This is a genomic window from Mycobacterium sp. 050272 (genome assembly GCF_039023525.1).
GTDB lineage: Bacteria > Actinomycetota > Actinomycetes > Mycobacteriales > Mycobacteriaceae > Mycobacterium.
On the sequence record NZ_JBCHKV010000014.1, the window covers coordinates 30,624 to 48,060 of the forward strand.

The window sequence follows — 17,437 nt, forward strand, 5'->3', positions numbered from 1 at the left end:
TGGATTGTGGCGACAGCTGCTGAGGCACGCGCCTGGGCGCGCGGAGCACTGCGGGGAATCGGCGACTCTCTCTACACGCCGTTTTGCGGCACCGACGGTGACGACATCGACTGGGACGCCTACCGGACGCTGGTGCGGTACTGCGTCGGCGATCTCGGCCACCCGATGCTGTGGTGCACCAGCGGGCTTTCCGAGTTCTGGTCGCTGACCAACGACGAGCGCAAGCGCTTGCTGGAGGTGGCGATCGAAGAGGCACGCCGCATCAATCCCGGTGTGGTGGTGCAGTCCTGCACGGCGGCCATGTCGGCCAAGGACTGTCTGGATTTGACGCTGCACGCCCAGGAGTCGGGTGCGGACATCGTCTACATCCAGACACCGATGATGGAGGCACACGGCGGCGACGGCGTGCTGCGCTTCTTCAAATACGTTGCTGCGCGCACGGATATCGCGTTGGGCATGTTCAATTCCCCGTCCTCGGGTTATGTGCTGACCCCAGCCGAAAGTGCCCGCATTTACGACGAGGTGCCCGCGATATGCGCCACCAAGGAGGGCGCGTTCCGGCCCGCGGCGAGCAGAATGCTGCATGAACTGGCACCAGGCCTGGCGGTGTGGGAATGCGACAAGACGGTGTACCGGGCCGGATGGCTGCGTGACGGAATCGTCTGCCCGGCACAATTGGGCACCGCCGGCTACCTGTTCGAAACTCCGCAGCGGCGACTGTTTTCCGAGTACTGGGATCTGGTGATGTCCGACAAGCTGATCGAGGCAATGGATTACGGTCGCGAGTCCGGACTGGACCAATTCGATCTCGACGTCGGTCCGTGGTGGACCTGCTATCCAGGGCGATCGGACTACTTCACCCACTGGGGAGGGGCGTTCAAGTATGCTGCTTCGCTATTGGGCCTGCCGATAGGTTCGTATCCGCATTCCCGGCCTCCGCAGGCGGAGCTGCCGCTGACGGCCAAAGCCCAAATGGAGACGGCGTATCGCAAGCTAGGACTCATTAACTAGCAGCCGAACGTCCAAAGCCCTTGTGCTGCAGCCGAATACGAAGGCCCGGCCACCGAGGGGGGTGACCGGGCCTTGCGAACGCGCGTGGGCTAGTTCTGCTCGGCGCGTTGACGCGCCTCGTGAACTTTCGCTTCGGCACGCGCCTTGTCGGCTTCGGCCTCTTTCTTCGAGGCGTTGCGCAGCGCTTCTGCCTTGTCTTGCTGCGCCTGGCCTTCGGTGATCCAGTCGTTGCGACCGGCGACCGTACCGACTACTTCCTTGGCCTTGCCGACAACGTCTTCCACCATGCCCCTGATGACGTCAACCATTGGCGATTCCCTCCTCCTGCCTAGTGGGTGCCACTACTTCCTCTTCCCAGCCGCCCGACGGGAAAACACGATCGGAACGTGGCGCTCGACACAGTGTCAGCGAGCCAGCCCGTTGGCGGCAGCGTCCGCGGCCACCGGCGTGGGGACTTCGGTTGCGGCGTCACTGCCGGCCGGCGCTGTCGTATGCGCCTGCGCAGCGCGCTTTCGTTGCCCTCGTACCCACAAAATGACGCCGATGACGACCCCGATCGGCCCGAGTGCGAACAGGAATTGAATTCCCGCCCACGTCGCCTCGAACTTCATGACTGCCGATCGCGCCTGTTTCATGCGGTGCCAAGCCGTTTTTACTGCCTCTTTCAACGCTGATCCCCTTAGCTGCCTCAACTGCACGTCCGTCGTGTCGAGGTGTCGGTAACCCGGTCCACCCTGATCCCAAACAATGCGGCGCGCATCGGGACGGATTTGGGCCGTCCGGACCGCGGTTGCGTATTGCGAAACTCGCTGTTTGGCGCCGGTTCAAGGGGCCGCTCGGACAGTTGTGGAATGCAGTACCGATAGGTATACAGTATGGGTACAAAGCCCATCGAAATCAGTAGTCGAAAGCCTCAGGAGGTGCCGCGGAATGTCCGGCAGCAACGGCGCCTCCCAGGACTCTCGGGCCGGCGACGCGGTGCTGTACGAGACCACCGACAGCGGCGTCGCGATCCTGACGTTCAATCGGCCGGACCGCCTCAACGCGTGGGGTCCCGACATCGCCGCCGGGTTCTATGCCGCCATCGACCGCGCCGAATCCGATCCCGCGATCCGGGTGATCGTGCTGACCGGTCGGGGCAGGGGGTTCTGCGCCGGTGCGTATCTGGGCGCGCCGAGCGCGGCGGCCAATGTCGGCGAATCGATGCAGCAGGCCGGGGCGACGAACCTGGCCGAATTGGTCGGCGAACGACCGCCGCACTTCGTGACCACGCTGCGCAAGCCCGTCATCGCGGCCATCAACGGCGCCTGTGTGGGCATCGGGCTTACCCAGGCGCTGATGTGTGACGTGCGGTTCGCCGCTGCCGGAGCCAAATTCGGCGCCGTGTTCGCTCGCCGGGGCTTGATCGCCGAATTCGGCATCTCCTGGATTCTGCCGCGGCTGACCAGCATGGGAATTGCGCTCGACCTGCTGCTGAGTGCACGGACCTTTCTTGCCGAGGAGGCCGCCGATCTGGGCCTGGTCAAAGAGGTCGTGGCGGCCGACGACCTGATGAAGCGCGTCCTTGAGTACGCCGAGGATATGGCCGAAAACTGTTCGCCGGCATCGATGGCCGTAATCAAACGGCAGGTCTACGGCGACGACATCCGCGACGTCGTGGACGCCAATGCCCGCTCCGAAGCCCTGGTGCACGACGCGATGTCGCGGCCGGACGTCATCGAAGGGATCACGAGTTTCCTCGAGAAGCGGCCCCCGCGGTTTCCAACGCTGCGCCCGACGGACTCGTAGTTCCAGGGAAGGAAGATCATGAATAGCTTGAGCTACAAGGCGATTGACGTCGACAACCACTACTACGAACCGCTGGACGCGTTCACCCGTCACCTGGACAAGGCGTTCAAGAGCCGCGGTGTCCAGATGGTTACCCAGGGCAAGCGCACGTTGGCGGTGATCGGGGGTAAGGTCAACCACTTCGTCCCCAACCCCACCTTCGACCCGATCATCGTGCCCGGCTGCCTCGACCTGCTGTTCCGCGGTGAGATACCCGAGGGCGTCGATCCGGCCTCGCTGATGAAGGTCGAGCGGCTGGCCGAACACCCCGAGTACCAGAACCGCGACGCCCGCATCACGGTGATGGACACCCAGGACATCGACACCGTCTTCATGTTGCCGACGTTCGGGTGCGGAGTCGAAGAAGCGCTCAAGCATGACATCGACGCGACGATGGCGTCGGTGCATGCGTTCAACCTGTGGCTCGACGAGGACTGGGGCTTCGACCGTCCGGATCGCCGAATCATCTCCGCGCCGATCATCTCGCTGGCCGACCCGGTCAAGGCGCTCGAGGAGGTCGATTTCGTGTTGGCCCGCGGTGCGAAGCTGGTGCTGGTGCGCCCGGCGCCGGTGCCCGGCTTGGTCAAGCCGCGGTCGCTGGGAGACCCCAGTCACGATCCGGTCTGGGCGCGGCTGGCCGAGGCTGGGGTGCCGGTGGGTTTCCACCTGTCCGACAGCGGCTATCTGCACATCGCGGCGGCGTGGGGCGGCAAGGCGACGTTCGAAGGGTTCGGCGCCAAGGATCCGCTGGACAATGTGCTGCTCGACGACCGCGCCATTCACGACACGATGGCCTCGATGATCGTGCACGGTGTGTTCACCCGCCACCCTAGCCTGAAGGCGGTGAGCATCGAAAACGGTTCGTATTTCGTTCATCGGCTCGTCAAGCGCCTGAAGAAGGCGGCCAACACCCAGCCGCGCGACTTTCCCGAGGACCCGGTGGAGCAGCTGCGCAACAACGTGTGGATCGCCCCGTACTACGAGGACGACCTGGCGGAGCTGGCCGAGGTCGTCGGCGTAGACAAGATTCTGTTCGGCTCCGACTGGCCGCACGGCGAGGGCCTCGAATCGCCGGTGTCGTTCGTCGAAGAACTCACGGCCTTCAGCGACTCGGACATCCGGAAGATCATGCGCGACAATGCGTTAGATCTGCTCGGCGTCAAAGCCACCGTGGCGGCCTAGGCGGCCACGGCAGTGAGTGAATGGACCGTCGGTGCGGTTCTCGACGCCATCGCCGACGTCATCGGTGAGCGCTTGATGACGGTGTGCGGATCACGCCGCAGCACCTTCGCGGAGTCGGCAGAACGGACCAGTCGATTGGCGAACTTCTTGATCGCCAACGGTTTCGGAGTGCATCGTGAGCGCGACACGCTGAACCGCTGGGAGTGCGGTCAAGACCGGGTCGCGCTGCTGATGTACAACGACCTGTACCCGGACGCGGTGATCGCGTGCCTGAAAGCCCGCGTAATCCCGGTCAACGTGAACTACAGCTATTCACCCCGGGAGATCGCCGAGTTGCTCTCCTACGTCCGGCCGCGCGGCATCATCTATCACCGATCGCTCGGCGCGCGGTGCGCCGAGGTATTGCCGTCGCCCGGTGCCGAGCTGCTGATCTCCATCGACGACGGCAGCGGCGCCGCCGAACTGCCCGGAGCGGTATCGCTGGATGATGCGCTGGCGCAGGGTGGTTCGGGCGATCCGGCGCCGGGATCACCCGACGACTTGATCATGATGTGCACCGGCGGAACGACCGGCCGTCCCAAGGGCGTGCTGTGGCGCCAAAGCGATATGTATGTGGCGTCGATGGTCGGGGCCGACCATGTCAGCGTCGAGGAGATTCACGCCAAGGTACGCGGCGGTGGTCAGCCGTGGTTCGCGGTCTCTCCACTGATGCATGCCGCCGGCATGTGGACGGCCTTCTCCGCGATCATGAACGGATTCACCGCGGTGCTCTACGACGGCCGGGGCAAACTCGACGTGCGCGCGGTATGGGAGACCGCGCAGCGCGAAGGTGTGGGCATGATGACCATGGTGGGCGACGCGTATGCCGGCCCCCTGGTCGACGAGTTGCAACGAGGTTCCTACGACCTGTCGAGGCTGAACGCAATCGGAACCGGCGGAGCCGCAACGAATCCCAAGTTCAAGCACGCGCTGATGGAAAAGCTGCCGCAGGTCACCATCATCGATGGTTACGGCTCGTCGGAATCCGGCAACATGGGATTCGGGCACAGTCAGCGCGGCACGCAGAGTGAGACCTTTCACCTCCGCGAGGGCGGAGCGGTGGTGTCGGAGGATCGCCGCAGGTTCTTGGCGCCCGGTGATCCCGAGATCGGCTGGGTGGCGCGCAGCGGCCGGATTCCGCTGGGCTACTTCGACGACGCCGAGGCCACCGAGCGCACTTTTCCGGAGATCGAAGGCACGCGAGTGGTGATCCCCGGCGACCGGGCCAGTATCGAATCCGACGGCACCCTGCGCCTGTACGGTCGTGATTCGTTGGTGGTCAACACCGGCGGTGAAAAAGTCTTCGTCGAAGAGGTCGAAGAGGTGCTGCGTGCCCATCCCGGCGTCGCCGACGCACTGGTGGTCGGGCGGCCCAGCGATCGCTGGGGCCAGGAAGTCGTCGCGCTGGTCGCGGTGGCGCCGGGCACCGCTGCCGTCGAAGAAGCCGAACTCGCCGCGTTGTGCAAATCGCAGCTGGCCCACTTCAAAGCGCCCAAGGCCATCTTGTTCGTCGAACAGATTCAACGGCTCGGCAACGGCAAACCAAACTACCGATGGGCTAAACAAGCTGCGGTAGAACAGCTTCCGGTTACGGCGTTGGCCGGCGCCGAGGCAGAAGGGTCGACATGAACGAGAAAGCGATCGACTGCCTGGTCAACGTTCATTTCGGCGAGGTCGACTCCCAGCCGGCCTGGATGCTCAAGGTCCGCGACGACTACTTCAAGGGCCCGCAGTCGATGTTCGCGCCGGTCGACCTGTCCGAGTTGCTCGACGAGATGGACGACCACGGCGTGCAAAAGGCCATCCTGATGGACAACCTTGCCAGCCCGTCGACCACCGCGCGCAAATTCGTTGAAGCCAGGCCGGACCGATTCGCCCTGGCCATGGGTGGCGTCAACCTGCTTCGCCCGGTGGGGCCGTTGCGTGAACTGACCGCCATCGTGCGCGACCTGCCGGTCGCTTATGCCGTAGTGGGGCCGAGCTTTTGGGGCGACGGCCAATACCCGCCCAGCGATGCAGTATACTACCCGCTCTACGCCAAGTGCGCGGAACTGAACTTGCCGCTGTGCGTCAACACCGGTATTCCGGGGCCGCCGATCCCTGCAGAGGTGCAAAACCCCATTCACCTCGACCGAGTGTGCGTGCGGTTCCCCGAACTGAAGCTGTGCATGATCCACGGCGCCGATCCGTGGTGGGATGTCGCGATCCGGCTCATGCTCAAGTATGAGAACCTGCGCTTGATGACCTCGGCCTGGTCGCCCAAGCGGCTGCCGGACAGCCTGCTGCACTACATGCGCAGCCGCGGCCCGAACAAGGTCATTTACGCATCCGACTGGCCGGTCCTGCGGATGCACCGGGTGATCCCCGAAGCCCGCGCGCTGGACCTACCCGCCGAGGTACTGGACAACTACCTGTACAACAACGCACAGGAGTTCTTCTTCGGCGACCGAGCCTGAGATACGACAGGAGCACAGAGATGGACCGCTTCGAGCTACGCAGACTGGACTACAGCCTGTCTGATCACCACGTGGATCTGCAGAATGCCTACAAGCAATTCTTCAAGACCCACTGCTCCATCGAAACGGTGCGTGCCGCAGAGCCTTCCGGATTCGACAAGAACCTGTGGGAGCGCTTGTGCGCGATGGGTGCGACGACGATGGCGCTGCCCGAATCCTGCGGCGGTGACGGGGCGACGCTGGTCGACCTCACCCTGGTGGCCGAGGAGATCGGGCGGTGCATGGCGCCGGTTCCGTGGATCGATCACGTGTGCACGGCGCGGCTGCTGGGCCGGCTCGGCGGGCTGGACGCCGATACCACCGGCGTCGCCGGCGGTGAGCAGCTCGCGGGCATTGACGCCCGGATCGACAGTGCGCCGGGCCTTCGTCTGATCCCCACCGGATCGATCGCCGACCACATCGTCGTCCGCGACGGCGACCAAGTGGTGCGCCTGACATTCGGGACCCGGCCCGCCAAGGTCGACAATCTCGGCCGGTTGCCGATGGCCTGGGTCGATCCGGCCAACGCCGACACCCGCACGGTCGTGGCGGCGGGGCCCGAAGCCCTGGCGAACTACGAACTCGCACTGGACGAATGGCGACTGCTGACCGCGGCTGCTCTGGTGGGCCTGGTCGAGGAGACGATGACCATCGCCGCCGAATTCGCTAAGACCCGTTACACATTGGGTGTTCCAATCTCGACGCTGCAGGCCATTTCGCATCCGCTGGCCAACATGGCCATCACCGTCGCGGGCGGGCGCAACCTGGCCCGGCGGGCGGCCTGGTTCCTGGACAATGAACCGGGCGAACGGGCGGAGCTGGCGCCGTCGGCGTTCGTGTTCATGTCGGAGGAGGCTGCCAAGGCGGCAACCATGGCCGTCCATATCCAAGGTGGACTTGGTGTTTCGTCCGAAGCCGCGGCGACGGCGTACCTGGTGCGGGCCCGGGGATGGCCGCTCGCGGCCGGAGACCCCGGCGCCACCGCGAAGCGGGTCGCCGAGATCGTGACCGCCCGCGAGAGCGCTGCGGCAGCCGTCTAGGACAGGAGCAAACATGGATTTCTCCCAGGTGGAACTTTCCGATGAGGACAAAGCTTTTCGCGAGGAATTACGCGGCTTCTTGAAAAGCCATGTGACCGAAGATGTTTTGCGGCGCGACCGCGAGACCGGTGACAACTTCGACGAGGGCGTGCATCTGGCACTCGGCGCTGCGGGCTATCTGGCGTGCGAATGGAAGCCGGAATCCGAGGGCGGATTCAGTCGCGTGCGCCGGCGCATCTACGAGCTGGAGAAGCGTCGCGCTCACGTTCCTTGGGTGACCTGGGGGACGACGGCCATGGTGGCCCGGTCGGTCGCGAAGTTCGGCTCGGCCGAGCTGCAGGATGAGGTGATGCCGCGAGTTTTCAGCGGGGAAGTCCGGCTCTGCCTCGGCTACACCGAGCCCGAGGGCGGTTCCGACATCGCCACCTGCAAGACCCGCGCCGTACGCGACGGCGACAACTGGGTGATCAACGGTTCGAAGATGTTCACCACCGGTGCGCACAACTGCCAGTACGTCTTCCTGATCACGAACACCGCCCCGGATGCGCCAAAGCACAAAAGCCTGACCATGTTCCTGGTGCCGTTGGACTCCCCGGGCATCGAGATCCAGGGCATCCGCACCGTGGACGGCGACCGGACCAACATCGTCTACTACAGCGATGTCCGCGTCGAAGACAAGTACCGGCTGGGCGAGGTGAACGCCGGCTGGACGGTGCTGCGTGAGCCACTCAACACCGAGCACGGCGCGGTCGCGGCCGCACCCGACGGCTTGCAGGACACCTCGATCATGATGCACCAGGCCGGTTCGATGGCGCTGGCGGTCGACAACGCCGTGAAGGCCGTGACGCGACCGGATCCCAACGGGCGCACGCTCGTTGACGATCAGTCCGTCGCATACCGGCTGGGCCGCAGCGTCGCGCGATTGGAGGCGGCGTTGTCATCCCCGAACATCTACGGGCGAGTGGCGATTGCCCAGACGATGCGCGATATCTCCCCGGACCTGATGGACATCCACGGCGCGGCCTCGACGCTGCCGTTCGGCGCCGACGGCACCGCCGATGACGGCAGCGCCGAATACGTCTACCGGTTCGCACCTTTGGTGGGAATCTACGGCGGCACGCTCGAGGTGTTCCGTAACATGATCGGCCAGTACACGCTGGGGCTGGGTAAGCCGAACTACTCCCCGCCGGTCAAGAAGATCTCCTAGCCTCGCGCCAGCCCCGGAGCCCAACTGGCGTGTCGCCGCCACCAGGTCACACTCGCCGGGCGAGGCGGCATGCGCGCACGGTATAGCGCTGCGGAATACCCCCGGGGGGATGATGGCTTATATTGGCATATAACAAGCAAGGAGATCGTGATGGTTGGTGACGAAGACAGCATCGCTGCCGTGCTGAATCGGTTGCGGCGTGCGCAAGGCCAGCTGGCCGGCGTTATTTCGATGATCGAGCAGGGGCGTGACTGCAAGGACGTGGTCACGCAACTCGCAGCGGTGTCGCGTGCTCTCGATCGGGCCGGGTTCAAGATCGTCGCCACTGGTATGCGCGAGTGCACCACCGGCAAAGGCGCGAAGGGGAAGAAGCCGCTGACGGAAGACGAGTTGGAGAAGCTCTTTCTCGCGCTGGCCTGACCCAACCGATCCTGGCGTAGCCGCCCGACGGCTACACGGTGAGCAACCACTAGTGGGTGCTGACCTGCGTAAAGTGGCCCGATTTGCAACGTAAGATACCCTACGGGGTATGGTATAAAGAGCTAGCTGCGTTCAGGGCTACCAGGGAGGCTGACGTGCAAGCCGCAGGAAGTGTTCGTGTCCTCTTTGCCGCATCCAAATCAGGGCCGAACGGCCCTGTTTGGTCCGCTAGCCCGGCGCGAAACTGACAGCACGAGGCAATGAGAGCGAAAACACCGATGTCGAGATTCCTCAAGCGAGCCTGGGTGCCGATCGTGGTCGTGGTGGCGATCGTGCTGGGCAGCATTGCCGTTATCCGCCTGCGCGGCGTCTTCGGCTCCGACGCGATCTTCACCGAGACTGGGAGCAGTGCCGAGCCGCTCGAGCCGACGCACGTCAAGCGGGTGACATACGAGGTGTACGGGCCCAGCGACACCGCGGGAAGCGTGAGTTACCTGAACAAGAACGCCCAGTCGGAACAAGCGACGTTCGCGGGGCTGCCCTGGATTTACACGATCGACACGACGGTGCCGGCCGTGATCGCCAACGTGGTGGCACAGGGCGACAGTGACAACATCGGGTGTCGCATCATCGTCAACGGCGAGGTCAAAGACCAGAAATCCTCGGCCGGACGTCACGCACAAACGTCATGTTTGGTGAAGGCCGCATGAGCACCGATAGCGACGCCCGTCCGAAATTCATGCGGTTTGTCCGCACCTTCGCGGTGCCGATCCTGGTAGCTTGGCTGCTGCTGACCGTTGCCTTGAATGTGCTTGTGCCACCAATCGAATCGGTCGCCCGCACCCACGCGGTGACGATGTCGCCACAAGATGCGCCGGCGATGATCGCCGCCAAGCGCATCGGCTCGACCTTTCACGAATCCGATTCCGACAGCACCGCGATGATCGTCCTGGAAAGCGACAAGCCTCTCGGCGATGAGGCGCACCGCTATTACGACGGCTTGGTGCGTAGGCTGCAGGCCGACCCCAAGCACGTCCAGCATGTCCAGAACGTGTGGGGAGATCCACTGACGGCCGCCGGTGTGCAGAGCCGGGATGGGAAGGCCGCTTACGTCCAACTCAATCTGGCCGGCAACCAGGGCAGCACCCAAGGCAACGAGTCGGTCAAAGCTGTGCGCGAGATCGTCGACAAATCGGCACCGCCCAACGGGATCAAGGTCTACGTGACGGGACCGGCACCGCTGACCACCGACATGAATGAGGCTGCCGACAAGAGCATGCTCAAAATGATGGGCGTGACGGGCGTGGTCATCATGATCATGCTGTTCATAGCCTATCGTTCGGTCAGCACAGTGCTGTTGGTTTTGGCCATGGTCGGCTTCGAGATGGGTACGGCCAGGGGGCTTATCGCGCTGCTGGGCAACTACGGGCTGCTGGGCTTCTCGACGTTCGTCGTCGCGATGCTGTCCTCGTTGGCGATCGCAGCGGGAACCGACTACGCGATATTTCTGATCGGTCGCTATCAGGAGGCCCGCCAGGCCGGTCAGGATCGAGAAGCCGCCTACTACACGATGTTTCGCGGGACCTTTCACATCATCTTGGGCTCGGGGTTGACGATCGCCGGCGCCACCTTCTGCCTGCACCTGGCGCGTTTGTCGTACTTCAAGGCGTTGGGGATTCCGTCGGCCTTGGGGTTGCTGGTGGTGGTCGCGGGCGCGCTCACCGCGGCCCCGGCCGTGGTCGTGGTGGCGACTCGATTCGGCTTGCTCGACCCGAGACGGATGATCAAGACACGTGGGTGGCGGCGCATCGGGACCGCGACCGTCCGCTGGCCGGGCCCGGTGTTCGCCGCCTCGCTGATCATCGCGATCGTCGGCATCCTGATCATGCCGAGCATGAAGGTCAGCTACAACGACCGCTTCTACATACCCGCTGGACTGCCATCGAATGTCGGATATGCCGCCGCAGAGCGACATTTCAGCGCCGCCACCATGAATCCCGACATCCTGATGATCGAGGGTGATCACGACATGCGCAACAGCGGCGACATGATCATCCTGGACAGAATCGCCAAGGATGTCTTCCGCTCCCCGGGAATCGCGATGGTGCAGAGTATTACCCGCCCGTTGGGCGGCCCGATCGAGCACACATCGATACCGTTCCAGATCAGTGCCCAGTCGATCCCGATCCAGCAGAACCTCCAATTCATGAGGGATCGCACGGCCGACATGCTCACGATGAGCGACGACCTCGGCGCGATGATCGGCTCGATGGAACGGATGCAAGGTTTGCTCGGTCAGCTGAGCGGCACCACGCATCACATGGTCGCGGACATGGGCGAGATGCAAGCCACGCTGAACGAGATGCGGGACCATCTGGCCGATTTCGACGACTTCGCAAGACCGTTCCGCAACTACTTGTATTGGGAACAACACTGTTTCAACATCCCGGTCTGCTGGGCATCGAGATCGGTGTTTGAGGCGATCGACGGTGTGGACAAATTCAGCGAGAACATGAGCACGCTGATTAGAGACATGACCAATGTCGACGCGATCATGCCCCAGATGCTTGCCCAGTTCCCCCCGATCATCGCCGTCGCGAAATCCATGCAAGCGACCCTGCTCACCATGCACAGCAGCTTCTCGGGTCTGGTCACGCAAATGGCTCAGATGACCGATACCGCCAGCGCGATGGGTCAGGCCTTCGACGCCTCTCGCAGTGGCGACTACTTCTACCTGCCACCGGAAGCATTCCAGAATCCCGACTTCCAGCGGGGTCTGCAGCTCTTCCTATCGCCGGACGGCAAGGCCGCGCGCTTCATCGTCACGCATGACGCGGACCCGGCCACGCCGGCCGGCATTTCGGCGGTCAAGCCGGAACTGGCGGCCGCGCATCAAGCGGTGAAGGGCACGGCGCTGACCGATGCCAAGTTTTACCTCGCCGGGACGGCCGCCATCTACCGTGACATCCAGTCGGGCTCTCAGTACGACTTGTTGATCGTCGGAATTGCCGCTCTGACACTAATTTTCGCTGTCATGATCATCATCACCCGGGCACTGGTGGCGTCCCTGGTGATCGTCGGAACGGTGCTGTTGTCGCTCGGAGCCGCCTTCGGCCTCTCGGTTCTGGTATGGCAGCATCTCTTCGGCCTGGATCTGAACTGGATCGCACCCGTGTTCGGCTTGATCATCCTGCTCGCGGTCGGCTCGGACTACAACCTGCTGCTGGTGTCGCGCTTCCAAGAGGAGATCGGAGCCGGACTGAGAACCGGCATCATTCGCTCGATGGGCGAGACGGGCGGGGTGGTCACCTCGGCGGGACTGGTCTTCGCCTTCACCATGATGTCGATGGCCGCCAGCGATCTGAGTTCTATTGGGCAGGCGGGCACGACAATTGGTCTGGGCCTGCTGTTCGACACGCTGATCGTGCGCTCGCTGATGACGCCGTCGATCGCGGCATTGCTGGGACGCTGGTTCTGGTGGCCGATCCGCGTGCGCCCACGCCCCGCCAGTTCGATGCTGCGGCCTTTCGGGCCGCGTCGGCTGGTTCGCTCCCTCCTGTTGGGCGAGGACGCGGCCGCGGCCAAGCGTGGCTCGCAGAGGTTGGCGGCGCCGGTGATGGCAGGCGCTAGTAGGGCCGATGGTCCCTACCGGACAACCGCGGATGTGGGACATCATTCGAATCATGACGGATGAATCTGAATTGGAGGCACCTCGCAGAACCTCGGCTGGGCAGCCTCCTGCTGCCGAAATGCGCGACCGGCCGAGCCGGCTTGGTCAGGCCGCTGCCTGGGTGGTCATCGCGGCCGGTGTCGTGTTCGTCGTTGCGGTGATCTTCTACTCGGGACTTATGTTGGGCTGGTCTTCGGGCCATGAGCATGGCTGGGATCGTGATGGCTGGCCCGGTGGCCGTATGCATCCCGGCATGACGGGATGCCCGATGATGAATTCAGGCGGCATGATGGGGCCAGGCGGCATGATGGGCCCAGGGGGAATGATGAGCCCTGCAGGTCCGGGCACGTCCCAGACGCCAGGACCGTCGATACCGCCACGCCCGTAACTTGGCGGTCATGCATGGGAATACCCCTGCGGGTATAGGAATTGTAAAGAACATGAGCGATCACAACCACTATCAAGGCGTGTTAAACGACCTGAATCCGCAGCACCGTGCGCTGCGGAAGATGATCCCAGATGTGTACCGGGGATTTGGCGAAATGAGCAAGGCGGCGCTGACTTCCGGTGCTCTGGATACTAAGACGAAAGAACTTATCGCGCTGGCAATCGGGGTGGTGGCGGAGTGCGACGGCTGTATCGCCTCGCATGCACAGGGAGCCGCGCGCGCGGGTGCTTCCAACGCGGAAGCCGCGGAGGCCATTGGCGTGAGCATCCTCATGCACGGCGGACCGGCCACGATCTACGGCGCTCGTGCCTACGACGCGTTCTGCGAATTCATCGATGCGCAGAATGTGAACTGAAGCGGATCGCCTAAGGGGTGAACTGAGCCACCGAACGCCCCGTCAGGTCGTCAGGATGGTCGCCGCGGCGGTGCCGGGGGCGCCGTACAACTGGGTGAACCCCACCTTCGGATTCCCGGGCACTTGGCGGTCGCCGGCGTCACCGCGGAGTTGGCGGACGATTTCGTGGACCTGCCGCAGTCCGGAGGCGCCGATAGGCTCGCCGTTGGCGATCAGCCCGCCGTCGGTGTTGACCGGCATCGGGCCATTGATCTCGGTAGCGCCGTCGGCTAGCAGCTTTTCCTGGTCGCCGTGCTCGCAGAACCCGCACTCGGCCATGTGGATGAGCTCGGCGCCGGCATCGGTGTCCTGCAACTGGATCACGTCGACATCGCCGGGTGCGACGCCGGCCTTCTCGAACGCGGCGCGGGCGGCATAAACCGTTGGCGCGACGTCTTCTTCGACCGGAGAGCACGTGGTGTTGACCTCGTAAGCGCCGTAACGCCGGGTGCGGACTTCCACGGCCTTCAGGTAGACCGGCTTGGCGGCGTAGCGGTGCGCGATGTCGGCCCGACACATCACCGCCGCGGCGGCGCCTTCGTCGGGTGCGCAGAACATGTATTGGGTCAGCGGATAGTTGAGCATCGTCGAGTTGAGGATGTCCTCTTCAGGGATCGGCTTACGTCGAAATGCGTTGGGATTCAAGGCTCCATTGCGGAAGTTCTTAGCCGCGACCTTGGCCAGCGTCTCCTGCGAGATGTTGTGGTCGTGCAGGTAGCGGTTGGCCTTCATGCCGAAGAACTGGGTCGTCAGATATTGCCCGTTCTCTGCATACCAACTCGGCATGCCCACCAGCGCCGGGTCTTCGGTGAAAGCCCCGCGTGGGTGCTTGTCCAAGCCGATCGCGATGCCGATGTCATAGTCGCCCAACCGGATTCCGTCGGCGCAGGCCTTGACCGCGCTGGCCGCCGTCGCGCACGCGTTGAACACGTTGGTGAACGGGATGCCGGTGAGTCCGACCAGGCCGACGATCGCATCCGGATTGGCGACTGTCCAGCTGCCGCCGGTGGCGAATTGCACATCTTCCCAAGCGATACCGGCGTCGGCGACCGCGGCGAGGATGGCGTCAACGCCCATCTGCATCGCCGACTTGCCCTCGAAGCGGCCGAACGGGTGCAGGCCGACCCCGATGATCGCGACGTCATTCATGGCACCACTTCCTCATCGCTTCGCTCTGCATCGTCGTCGGTGCGAGTCATGCAATGGCCCCTGCATTCTTGAGTTCCTCGATGCGGTCCCAATCCATGCCGATCTCCATCAAAACGATCTCGGTGTGCTCGGAGGCCTGCGGGGCCCGGGTGGTTTCCAGCGGCTCGTGGTTGAACTGGACCGGCCCGCGGACGACCTTGAACGGCGCTCCGCCGGCCGCGACTTCGACTTCGGCGATCATGTCGTTGGCGATGGCCTGCTCGTCGTTGGCCAGGTCGAGCAGGCTCTGGAACGGCGCCCATTGGCCCTTCATCGTCTTCAGGTGCTGGCGCCAGTATTCAAAGGGCTTGGTGGCGAACGCTTTCGCGATCAGCTCGGCGGCCGCGCTGGCGTTCTGAATCAACGGGAGCACTTCAGAAAAGCGCTCGTCGTCGGCGGCCTCGGGGATGCCGAGGTGCTCGAAGGTGTCCCGGATCAGGCCGGTCGGGCTGATGATGCACAGGTTGATCGTGCCGCCGTCGGATGTCTCGTAGTTGCCCATGAACGGATTCACCGACATAGCGCCGGCCGAACCCGGCATCGGTGTGCGCATGACCTCACCGGTCTCCATGCCTTGGGTCATGCTGGCGCCGGCGGCCCACCACGCCGTGCTCAACAGCGACACGTCCAGTTCGACCGCCTCCCCGGTGCGTTCGCGATGCAGTAGCGCGGCCGAGATGCCGCCCGCGATGAACATGCCGCCGATGGAATCTCCGAACGCGGGAATGCCTTGTCCCAGGGCGCCTCCCAGCTCCTCGGGGGTCAGCGCGTAGCCGATCCCGCTGCGCGTCCAGAACGCCGTTCCGTCGTAGCCACCGACGTTGCGCTCGGCACCCTTGTCGCCGTAGGCCGAACCGCGGGCGTAAACGATGTTCGGGTTCACCGCCCGAATGTGCTCGAGGTCGAACTTGTGCTGTTGGCGCTGAGACGGTTTGTAGTTGGTCAGAAACACATCGGAGGTCTTGGCCAGCTCGTAAATCACTTCCTGGCCCCCGGGTGTGGTGACGTCGATCCCGACGCTGCGCTTGCCGCGGTTGGGATGCTCCATCAGCGGATGCCGGTCGGGGTTGACCTGAATGCCACCCATGTTGAGGAAGCCACGTTGCGTATCACCCCGCAGTGGGTGCTCGACCTTGATCACGTCCGCACCCCAGTCGGCGAGGATCGCTCCCGCCGCCGGCACGAACGTGAACTGGGCAACCTCGAGGACACGAATGCCCTGCATTACCTTGACCATTTCTCCCACCAACTCCGTCGTCGTCAGGTTTCTTAACCGCGGACGCTACTTGGCGTCGAACGTCACGGGAAGCGCCGTCGGCGATCGGAAGGGCTGGCCATGGATGTGCGGGTCGTCGTCGGTGAGCACCGTGACGTTGGTCAACCGGCTCAGTAGGCATTCGATCGCGACGCGCGTCTCCAGCCGTGCCAGGTGCAGACCCAGGCAGGTGTGCTCACCGGCGGCGAACGAGATGTGTGGGATGGGCTTGCGAAAGATGTCGAACTCTTCGGCCCGCTCCCAGCGCGTTTCGTCGCGATTGGCCGAGCCGATGCACACCCCGATCACCGATCGCGCCGGAATCGTCACGCCTTCGAGTTCGGTGTCCTCGGTGGTGAACCGCTGCACGGTGGTCAGCGGCGTCTCGTAGCGCAGGCCTTCTTCGATCGCCTGGCCAAGCAGCGCGTGGTCGGCTTGTACGGCGGCGAACTGTTCGGGATGGGTCAGCAACAGATACAGCAGGTTTCCCGAGGACCGGTAGGTGGTTTCCAGCCCGGCGGGCAGCAACAGCCGCAGGAACGAATAGATGGCCTCGTCGCTGAGCCTTTCGCCGTCGATCTCGGCCGTGACCAGGTCGCCGATGATGTCTTGGGTTGGCTTGGACTTGCGCTGTTCGATCTGCTCGACAAAGTAATCCTTCAGTGCCGCAGACGCCTCGAAAGCCTTCTCGTAGTTGACGTGGTAGCTGATCAATTGCACGGCGCGCTTACGGAACATCGGCAGGTCTTCGTCCGGCAGGCCCAGCAGTCGGGCGATCACGCGGGTGGGGAACTCGAACGTGTAGTTCCGGATGAGGTCGGCGGTGCCGCTGTCGATGAATTCGTCGATCAGCGCGTTGCAGATCGGCCGCACAATCGTCGGCTCCCACTGCGCCAGCGCCCGGGACTTGAACGCCGCCGATACCAGGTTGCGGTGTTCGCGATGCTTCCTGCCCTCCATCGCCAGGATGGTCGGACCCATGAAGAGGCCAATCGTCTTGTCGTAAGGCTTGGAGCTGAACACCCGCCCGTCCCGGAACACCGTGTTGACCGCGTTGAACGACACCGCGGAGTACTCGTTCTTGGGCCGCATGGACTCGGGCGTCTTGGTGTAATCCATGACCGTCCCCCGGAAGACACCGGACTGACGGCGCTTGTGGGCGAAGTACGGATAGGGGTCACGCAGATCGACGGTTTCCTCGCCGGTGCCAGTGGTGTGAACGTTTGTCGTCACCTAGATCTCCAGCATCTTCTTCCGTCTC

At 63.8% G+C, this 17,437-nt stretch carries 17 protein-coding genes; 12 read left to right on the forward strand and 5 right to left on the reverse strand.

Annotated elements, in window-relative coordinates; genetic code table 11:
* Window positions 1-6: 6 nt before the first annotated feature.
* Complete coding sequence (locus AAHS21_RS22840) at window positions 7-1,011, forward strand: dihydrodipicolinate synthase family protein (protein WP_342929832.1); 1,005 nt, start codon at window positions 7-9, stop codon at window positions 1,009-1,011.
* 89 nt (window positions 1,012-1,100) lie between these two features.
* Here the strand turns inward: AAHS21_RS22840 and AAHS21_RS22845 are convergent, their stop codons facing one another.
* A complete protein-coding gene (locus AAHS21_RS22845; RefSeq protein WP_342929833.1) occupies window positions 1,101-1,319 on the reverse strand; it encodes a CsbD family protein in 219 nt (72 codons plus the stop codon).
* Between the two features lie 96 nt (window positions 1,320-1,415).
* Window positions 1,416-1,646: a hypothetical protein gene (locus AAHS21_RS22850; protein WP_342929834.1), complete on the reverse strand. Its 231-nt coding sequence runs from the start codon at window positions 1,644-1,646 to the stop codon at window positions 1,416-1,418.
* 295 nt (window positions 1,647-1,941) lie between these two features.
* Here AAHS21_RS22850 and AAHS21_RS22855 point away from each other — a divergent pair, with 295 nt between their 5' ends.
* From AAHS21_RS22855 to AAHS21_RS22905, 11 genes are all read left to right on the forward strand, one after another.
* Window positions 1,942-2,799 carry an enoyl-CoA hydratase gene (locus AAHS21_RS22855; RefSeq protein ID WP_342929835.1) on the forward strand — a complete coding sequence of 286 codons (858 nt, stop codon included), beginning with the start codon at window positions 1,942-1,944 and terminating at the stop codon, window positions 2,797-2,799.
* An 18-nt stretch (window positions 2,800-2,817) separates the two neighbouring features.
* Window positions 2,818-4,020 carry an amidohydrolase family protein gene (locus AAHS21_RS22860; RefSeq protein ID WP_342929836.1) on the forward strand — a complete coding sequence of 401 codons (1,203 nt, stop codon included), beginning with the start codon at window positions 2,818-2,820 and terminating at the stop codon, window positions 4,018-4,020.
* A 12-nt stretch (window positions 4,021-4,032) separates the two neighbouring features.
* Window positions 4,033-5,688, forward strand: coding sequence for an acyl-CoA synthetase (locus AAHS21_RS22865; protein WP_342929837.1), 1,656 nt, complete (start codon window positions 4,033-4,035; stop codon window positions 5,686-5,688).
* A complete protein-coding gene (locus tag AAHS21_RS22870) occupies window positions 5,685-6,515 on the forward strand; it encodes an amidohydrolase family protein (protein ID WP_342929838.1) in 831 nt (276 codons plus the stop codon). The genes AAHS21_RS22865 and AAHS21_RS22870 overlap by 4 nt, the downstream gene beginning before the upstream one ends.
* Window positions 6,516-6,535: 20 nt before the next feature.
* A complete protein-coding gene (locus tag AAHS21_RS22875) occupies window positions 6,536-7,594 on the forward strand; it encodes an acyl-CoA dehydrogenase family protein (protein ID WP_342929839.1) in 1,059 nt (352 codons plus the stop codon).
* A gap of 13 nt (window positions 7,595-7,607) precedes the next feature.
* Entirely contained in the window at window positions 7,608-8,801 is a 1,194-nt protein-coding gene (locus AAHS21_RS22880) for an acyl-CoA dehydrogenase family protein (protein WP_342929840.1), read from the forward strand.
* 150 nt (window positions 8,802-8,951) lie between these two features.
* Window positions 8,952-9,221 (forward strand): metal-sensitive transcriptional regulator, encoded by a 270-nt coding sequence (locus AAHS21_RS22885; RefSeq protein ID WP_025735226.1) that lies wholly within the window; start codon window positions 8,952-8,954, stop codon window positions 9,219-9,221.
* Between the two features lie 278 nt (window positions 9,222-9,499).
* Window positions 9,500-9,931 (forward strand): MmpS family transport accessory protein, encoded by a 432-nt coding sequence (locus AAHS21_RS22890; RefSeq protein WP_342929841.1) that lies wholly within the window; start codon window positions 9,500-9,502, stop codon window positions 9,929-9,931.
* Window positions 9,928-12,915: an MMPL family transporter gene (locus AAHS21_RS22895; protein ID WP_342929842.1), complete on the forward strand. Its 2,988-nt coding sequence runs from the start codon at window positions 9,928-9,930 to the stop codon at window positions 12,913-12,915. The genes AAHS21_RS22890 and AAHS21_RS22895 overlap by 4 nt, the downstream gene beginning before the upstream one ends.
* On the forward strand, window positions 12,905-13,279 hold the full coding sequence (locus AAHS21_RS22900; protein ID WP_342929843.1) for a hypothetical protein: 375 nt from the start codon (window positions 12,905-12,907) through the stop codon (window positions 13,277-13,279). Before AAHS21_RS22895 ends, AAHS21_RS22900 begins: the two co-directional genes overlap by 11 nt.
* A 52-nt stretch (window positions 13,280-13,331) precedes the next feature.
* On the forward strand, window positions 13,332-13,694 hold the full coding sequence (locus tag AAHS21_RS22905; protein ID WP_342929844.1) for a carboxymuconolactone decarboxylase family protein: 363 nt from the start codon (window positions 13,332-13,334) through the stop codon (window positions 13,692-13,694).
* A 42-nt stretch (window positions 13,695-13,736) separates the two neighbouring features.
* Here AAHS21_RS22905 and AAHS21_RS22910 read toward each other — a convergent pair whose 3' ends face one another.
* The 3 genes from AAHS21_RS22910 to AAHS21_RS22920 are packed head-to-tail and all read right to left on the reverse strand — an operon-like array spanning window position 13,737 to window position 17,409.
* Window positions 13,737-14,882 (reverse strand): thiolase family protein, encoded by a 1,146-nt coding sequence (locus AAHS21_RS22910; protein WP_342929845.1) that lies wholly within the window; start codon window positions 14,880-14,882, stop codon window positions 13,737-13,739.
* 46 nt (window positions 14,883-14,928) lie between these two features.
* Window positions 14,929-16,146 carry a CaiB/BaiF CoA-transferase family protein gene (locus AAHS21_RS22915; RefSeq protein WP_342929944.1) on the reverse strand — a complete coding sequence of 406 codons (1,218 nt, stop codon included), beginning with the start codon at window positions 16,144-16,146 and terminating at the stop codon, window positions 14,929-14,931.
* Between the two features lie 57 nt (window positions 16,147-16,203).
* Entirely contained in the window at window positions 16,204-17,409 is a 1,206-nt protein-coding gene (locus AAHS21_RS22920; protein WP_342929846.1) for a cytochrome P450, read from the reverse strand.
* Window positions 17,410-17,437 lie beyond the last annotated feature (28 nt).

What these genes read in the sequence shown, in the direction of transcription:
- AAHS21_RS22845 (WP_342929833.1), bottom strand. Translation starts at nt 1,319, where the DNA reads ATGGTTGACGTCATCAGGGGCATGGTGGAAGACGTTGTCGGCAAGGCC.
- AAHS21_RS22850 (WP_342929834.1), bottom strand. Translation starts at nt 1,646, where the DNA reads ATGAAACAGGCGCGATCGGCAGTCATGAAGTTCGAGGCGACGTGGGCG.
- AAHS21_RS22855 (WP_342929835.1), top strand. Translation starts at nt 1,942, where the DNA reads ATGTCCGGCAGCAACGGCGCCTCCCAGGACTCTCGGGCCGGCGACGCG.
- AAHS21_RS22860 (WP_342929836.1), top strand. Translation starts at nt 2,818, where the DNA reads ATGAATAGCTTGAGCTACAAGGCGATTGACGTCGACAACCACTACTAC.
- AAHS21_RS22870 (WP_342929838.1), top strand. Translation starts at nt 5,685, where the DNA reads ATGAACGAGAAAGCGATCGACTGCCTGGTCAACGTTCATTTCGGCGAG.
- AAHS21_RS22875 (WP_342929839.1), top strand. Translation starts at nt 6,536, where the DNA reads ATGGACCGCTTCGAGCTACGCAGACTGGACTACAGCCTGTCTGATCAC.
- AAHS21_RS22880 (WP_342929840.1), top strand. Translation starts at nt 7,608, where the DNA reads ATGGATTTCTCCCAGGTGGAACTTTCCGATGAGGACAAAGCTTTTCGC.
- AAHS21_RS22885 (WP_025735226.1), top strand. Translation starts at nt 8,952, where the DNA reads ATGGTTGGTGACGAAGACAGCATCGCTGCCGTGCTGAATCGGTTGCGG.
- AAHS21_RS22890 (WP_342929841.1), top strand. Translation starts at nt 9,500, where the DNA reads ATGTCGAGATTCCTCAAGCGAGCCTGGGTGCCGATCGTGGTCGTGGTG.
- AAHS21_RS22895 (WP_342929842.1), top strand. Translation starts at nt 9,928, where the DNA reads ATGAGCACCGATAGCGACGCCCGTCCGAAATTCATGCGGTTTGTCCGC.
- AAHS21_RS22900 (WP_342929843.1), top strand. Translation starts at nt 12,905, where the DNA reads ATGACGGATGAATCTGAATTGGAGGCACCTCGCAGAACCTCGGCTGGG.
- AAHS21_RS22905 (WP_342929844.1), top strand. Translation starts at nt 13,332, where the DNA reads ATGAGCGATCACAACCACTATCAAGGCGTGTTAAACGACCTGAATCCG.
- AAHS21_RS22910 (WP_342929845.1), bottom strand. Translation starts at nt 14,882, where the DNA reads ATGAATGACGTCGCGATCATCGGGGTCGGCCTGCACCCGTTCGGCCGC.
- AAHS21_RS22915 (WP_342929944.1), bottom strand. Translation starts at nt 16,146, where the DNA reads ATGCAGGGCATTCGTGTCCTCGAGGTTGCCCAGTTCACGTTCGTGCCG.